This window comes from Desulfobacter sp. UBA2225, from assembly GCF_002348205.1.
In the GTDB taxonomy this organism is placed as follows: domain Bacteria; phylum Desulfobacterota; class Desulfobacteria; order Desulfobacterales; family Desulfobacteraceae; genus Desulfobacter; species Desulfobacter postgatei.
In genome coordinates this window covers 1-4,896 of record NZ_DDYV01000239.1, presented here as the reverse complement: position 1 = coordinate 4,896, position 4,896 = coordinate 1, and the positions used below count along the sequence as shown (strand labels likewise).

The window sequence follows — 4,896 nt, the reverse complement described above, 5'->3', positions numbered from 1 at the left end:
TGGCGACCTCATCGGTCACTTCCATGAGTTCATACAGCCCGACCCTGCCCTTGTATCCGGTGCCGTTGCAGTGGGGGCAGCCTTTAGGGCCGTAAATGGTCAGATCGGGGATCTCACGCTTGTTAAATCCGTGCAATTCCAGCTCTTCCGGATTATACCCGGTGACCACCTGCTTGCAATCCGGACAAAGCCTGCGCCCAAGCCTCTGGGATAAAACCATGGTAACGGATGAGGCCAGCATATAAGGTGGAATGCCGATATCCACAAGCCTTCCAATGGTGGACGGACAGTCATTGGTATGCAGGGTGGCAAACACAAGATGACCTGTCATGGCAGCTTTGATGGCAATCTCTGCCGTATCCATATCACGAATCTCACCCACCATGATAATGTCCGGATCCTGTCTGAGAAAGGCTTTCAAGGCTGCGGCAAAGGTCATGCCCACATCCTCTCTTACCGGTACCTGGTTAATCCCCTTAAAATTGAACTCCACAGGATCTTCGGCTGTCAGAATTTTGATATCATCTTTGTTCAGACGGTTAAGAATGGAGTACAGGGTCGTGGTTTTACCCGAACCCGTGGGTCCTGTAACCAGAAGCAGGCCATAGGGTCTGGATATACAGCGTTTGAGCATCTCAAAGGTGCCGGATTCAAAACCTAGGCGGCTCAGATCAACGCTCAATGCGCTCTGGTCGAGGATACGCATGACAATACTCTCGCCAAAGAGGGTGGGCAAGGAGGAGACACGAAAGTCCACGGATTTTTTCTTGCCCAGCCGAAGTTTGATTCGACCGTCCTGGGGCACCCTGCGCTCGGCAATGTCCAGGGAGGCCAGAATCTTTATCCTTGAAATAACGGCATTTTTAATTGACAACGGCAGATTCATAGCCTTGTACATGCCGCCGTCCAAGCGGTAACGCACCTGAAAAGATTTTTCAAAGGGTTCGATGTGTATATCTGAGACGCCGTCATTGATTGCTTTGGTTAAGATGCCGTTTACCAGTTTTATGATGGGTGCATCCGAGGCCATGAACTGATCCTGGCCGAAACTTGTATCGGCACCGGCTACCTCAAGTTCCTCTGCCGCCTCGGAAACCAGGGAGCCGAAATCCTCAACAGAGGTTACCGGCTCATCATCTTCTGCCTCGTCATCAAAATGAAGAAAACTTTTATACTCCGCATCGGAAATTTTATAAAAATCACGATACGCCTGGATGATATCATTTTCAGTGGAGACAAGGGCCCGTATGTTTTTTCCCGTTTTCTTTCCAAGCTCAGCAACCACATCCGTATCCGTGGGCTCCGCCATGCAGACCTGCAAATCGTCCCCAGCCAGTTTCAAGGGGAAAACCAGATGATTTTTAGCTTGATCATAAGGCAGAATTTTCAATGCCTGGGGATCCGGCTTTATTTCAGAGAACCCGACAATCTTGTAGTTGTATATTCGCCCCAGCACATTAACGATGGTATCGGGATCAATGTAGCCTTTCTGGAGCAAAATACTCGAAAGCCGCTCGTTGGTCTTTTTCTGGATCGCGAGGGCCTCATTGAGCATAATGGAGGTAATCTGTCCTTCTTTAGAAAGGATTTCACCGATTTTAACTTTACCGGCACCAGACTGATCTTTAATGGTAGATTTAAGGCTGGACCCGGATTTTAAAACAGTGCTGTTAGCCATTCAGATGTCCTGAAACTATTACTACTTTTTGTGATTTTTAACCACCCGGATACTACCGGCCAGTACCAAAAGGAAACCTACGAAATAGGAACAGAACTTTATAATTCCGATCTTATTTTTAAAAAATTCAATGGTCTCAATTTGGGGTATCACATGGGGAACCCTTATGAAAACCGCGATGCCCACCACGATCAAAATAATACCATAATAGAATTTAAGCCTTTGTTTGTCCATTTCAATCCCCACTTTCAAGGCAGAATATTTCTTGGTCAAATTTCTTTTTTATTTTGTCTGCCCTTTCGGTTAGTTCCGCAAGGGTGTCAAACAGGGTTTCAATGTCTGATTCCAGTTTAGCATGTTCTTTGGATAAAGTGGCAATTTTTAATCCGTCCTGGTCCTGGGAGGCGTCAAGCAGGTCGTCGTTCACCCGGGCCATTTTGGTCTCCTTTGCCTCTATCTCATCTTCAATTTTGTTTATTTTTTTATTTATCGGTGTCAGTTGCTTTGACCTTTCGGCCAAAGCTTGCGATTTTTTTTTGCGCAATTCTTTTTTGGGAAGCTGTGCGCTTTTTTTGCGCTTGACAGGGATCATTTCTTCATCCTCCCATCCCTGTTTTTCAAGAAATTCCTGGTAGGTGCCCTCAAATATGTCAATGCCGTCGGCAGTAAATATCACCAGGCGATTTGCCAGGGCATACAGAAACATCTCGTTATGGGTAACAAGAACCACAGCCCCTTCAAAGGCATTTAAGGCCTCCACAAAGGCATCGCTTGATTCAATGTCCAGATGGTTTGACGGCTCATCCAAAAGCAGAAGATTCAAAGGCCGGATCAGAAGCTTAGCAAGCATGACCCGGGCTTTTTCTCCGCCGGACAGCACACTGATCTTTTTTAAGGCTGCATCCTGCTCAAACATCATGGCACCGCAAATATTTCTGGCAGTCTGGCGGTCTGTTTCAGGATAGGCATGCAAAAGCTCTTCTTCCACAGTGAATTGCGGATTTAAGGTCTGGATATTGGTCTGCTCAAAATATCCGGTCTCCACACCTGGGTTGGGCTTCACCCATCCTTCATCCGGATTCATATTCTGACTGATCAATTTGAGTAGTGTGGTTTTTCCTTTGCCGTTTTTGCCAATCACGCCCACACGGTCACCCGGGTATATGGTCAAGGAAAAATTTTTGATCAAAGGGGTCTTTTTTTCGTACCCAAAACTCAAATCCTCGACGGTCATCACCTGTTTACCGGCAAAAGGTAAATAGTTAAAGGAAAAATCCAGATTTTTAAGTTCTGCCAGTTTGTCTTTTGTTTCAAGCTTGGCCAGGGTCTTAATCCTGGACTGCACCATGTTGGCCAGCCTTGCCTTGGCCCGAAACCGGGAAATGAACAGTTCAATCTCTTTTTTGCGTTTCTCATCATTGACCCGGGTTTTTTCATAGATCTCTTCGTCCTGGGCCACCTGAAGATAATATTTGGACGTGTCGCCCTGTATCTTTTTCATCTTGCGACGGTGAATCCCCACAATATGGGTGACCACATTATCCATGAATCCGCGGTCATGGGTAACCAGAAGCATCTCCCTTGGCCAGGAAATAAGAAACCCTGTAATCCAGCGGATGGATGTAATATCCAGATAGTTGGTGGGCTCGTCAAGGATTAACAGATCCGGTTCAGACACCAGTACCTTGGCAAGGTTTAAACGCACCTGGTAGCCACCGGAAAACTGCATGGGATCCTTTTGCATATCCTGTTCTGAAAACCCAAGGCCTGACAAAATTTTTTCAGCTTTCCAGAAATGATCACGTTCATGATCAGGCAGACCAAGCATGGCCTCTCCAAGAACAGTGGGTCGGCTGAATTCTATATGCTGGGAAAGCACACCGATCCGATATCCACTGGGTATAATAATACGCCCGTCATCGGGGTGATCCATACCTGCTATGATATTTAAAAGCGTGGTTTTACCATGGCCATTTCTTCCCACCAGGCCCACCCGTTCACCGGAATTGATCTGCATGCCGGTATTGTCAAGCAGTACATGATCTGCGAATCCTTTGGTTATGGATTCTATATTCAGCATTTATTCCTCCTGTTTGCACCTGTCAAGCGGCGATAACGTGCCAAGGCACACCATTTTAAAAAATAGCAATATTATCATCGACGCGGTAATTTATAAACATTAGATTTCAATGTTGACTTGATTTTCCAATTTTTTAATAGTAGACGTTAACATTTGGCAGGCTTTAGTAAAAAAAAAATCGAATTCCGGCTGGTTCCACGGCTTGGGCAAGCTAAATATCAATATGTCCTTAAACATATAAACGGTGAGTTAAAATGACCAAATACATTTATGAGTTCGGCCCTGATAAAACGGAGGGCGATGCAAGTCAGAAAAACCTTTTGGGCGGCAAAGGCGCCAACCTTGCAGAAATGGCAAAGCTAAAACTGCCTGTTCCACCAGGATTTACCATATCAACGGAATGCTGCAATCACTATTTTAATTTAAACGGACGCTTTCCGGATACCCTTGAAGAAGAAATCCTTAAAGCCATGGCCAATATTGAATCCTATACAGGCATGATTTTTGGTGATCCGAAAAATCCATTACTGGTATCCTGCCGATCCGGAGCAAGAAGCTCAATGCCCGGAATGATGGAAACCATATTGAACGTCGGCCTGTGTACAACTACAATCCCGGGACTGATCAAAAAAACCAATAATGAATGGTTTGTCTATGATGCCTACCGTCGGCTGATCATGATGTATTCAGATGTGGTTATGGAAAAAGCGGAACAGATCCGTCCCAAGGACGGCATGGGTATTCGTCTGAGTCTTGAAATGATGATGAACAATCTGAAAAACGACAAGGGCTATGACAATGACACGGATATTTCCACCGAAGATTTAAAGGCCCTTTGTGAACGGTTTAAGAAAAAAATCCGGGAAAATCTGGGTGCCGATTTCCCCGATGATCCCAAAGAGCAACTTATGGGTTCCATCGGTGCCGTATTTAAAAGCTGGAACGGCAAACGGGCAGTATCCTACCGCCGCATTGAACATATTCCGGACAGCTGGGGCACGGCCGTCAATGTCCAGACCATGGTTTTCGGCAACATGGGCGACACCTCGGCCACAGGCGTTGCCTTTACCAGGGACCCGGCCACAGGGAACAATAAATTTTATGGAGAATGGCTGGTCAATGCCCAGGGCGAGGATGT

The 4,896-nt window shown here is 46.1% G+C and carries 3 protein-coding genes and 2 pseudogenes; 1 reads left to right on the top strand and 4 read right to left on the bottom strand.

The genetic code is table 11. The features are described from left to right. The 4 genes and pseudogenes from pilB to B3D59_RS18490 all read right to left on the bottom strand — a co-directional run. Nucleotides 1-1,678: type IV-A pilus assembly ATPase PilB (gene pilB, locus B3D59_RS11960; protein WP_286820036.1), on the bottom strand; the 1,678-nt coding region annotated here is incomplete at its 3' end. 21 nt (nt 1,679-1,699) lie between these two features. Continuing rightward, a complete protein-coding gene (locus B3D59_RS11955) occupies nt 1,700-1,912 on the bottom strand; it encodes a hypothetical protein (protein WP_286820035.1) in 213 nt (70 codons plus the stop codon). Nucleotide 1,913: 1 nt separating this feature from the next. Beyond that, nucleotides 1,914-2,849, bottom strand: a pseudogene (locus tag B3D59_RS18495) (ATP-binding cassette domain-containing protein); the annotation flags it as partial. A gap of 132 nt (nt 2,850-2,981) precedes the next feature. Next, nucleotides 2,982-3,758 (bottom strand): annotated as a pseudogene (locus B3D59_RS18490) (ATP-binding cassette domain-containing protein); the annotation flags it as partial. Nucleotides 3,759-4,012: 254 nt separating this feature from the next. Here B3D59_RS18490 and B3D59_RS11945 point away from each other — a divergent pair. Then, on the top strand, nt 4,013-4,896 hold an 884-nt coding region (locus B3D59_RS11945), incomplete at its 3' end, for a PEP/pyruvate-binding domain-containing protein (RefSeq protein ID WP_286820032.1).

What these genes read in the sequence shown, in the direction of transcription:
- B3D59_RS11955 (WP_286820035.1), bottom strand. Translation starts at nt 1,912, where the DNA reads ATGGACAAACAAAGGCTTAAATTCTATTATGGTATTATTTTGATCGTG.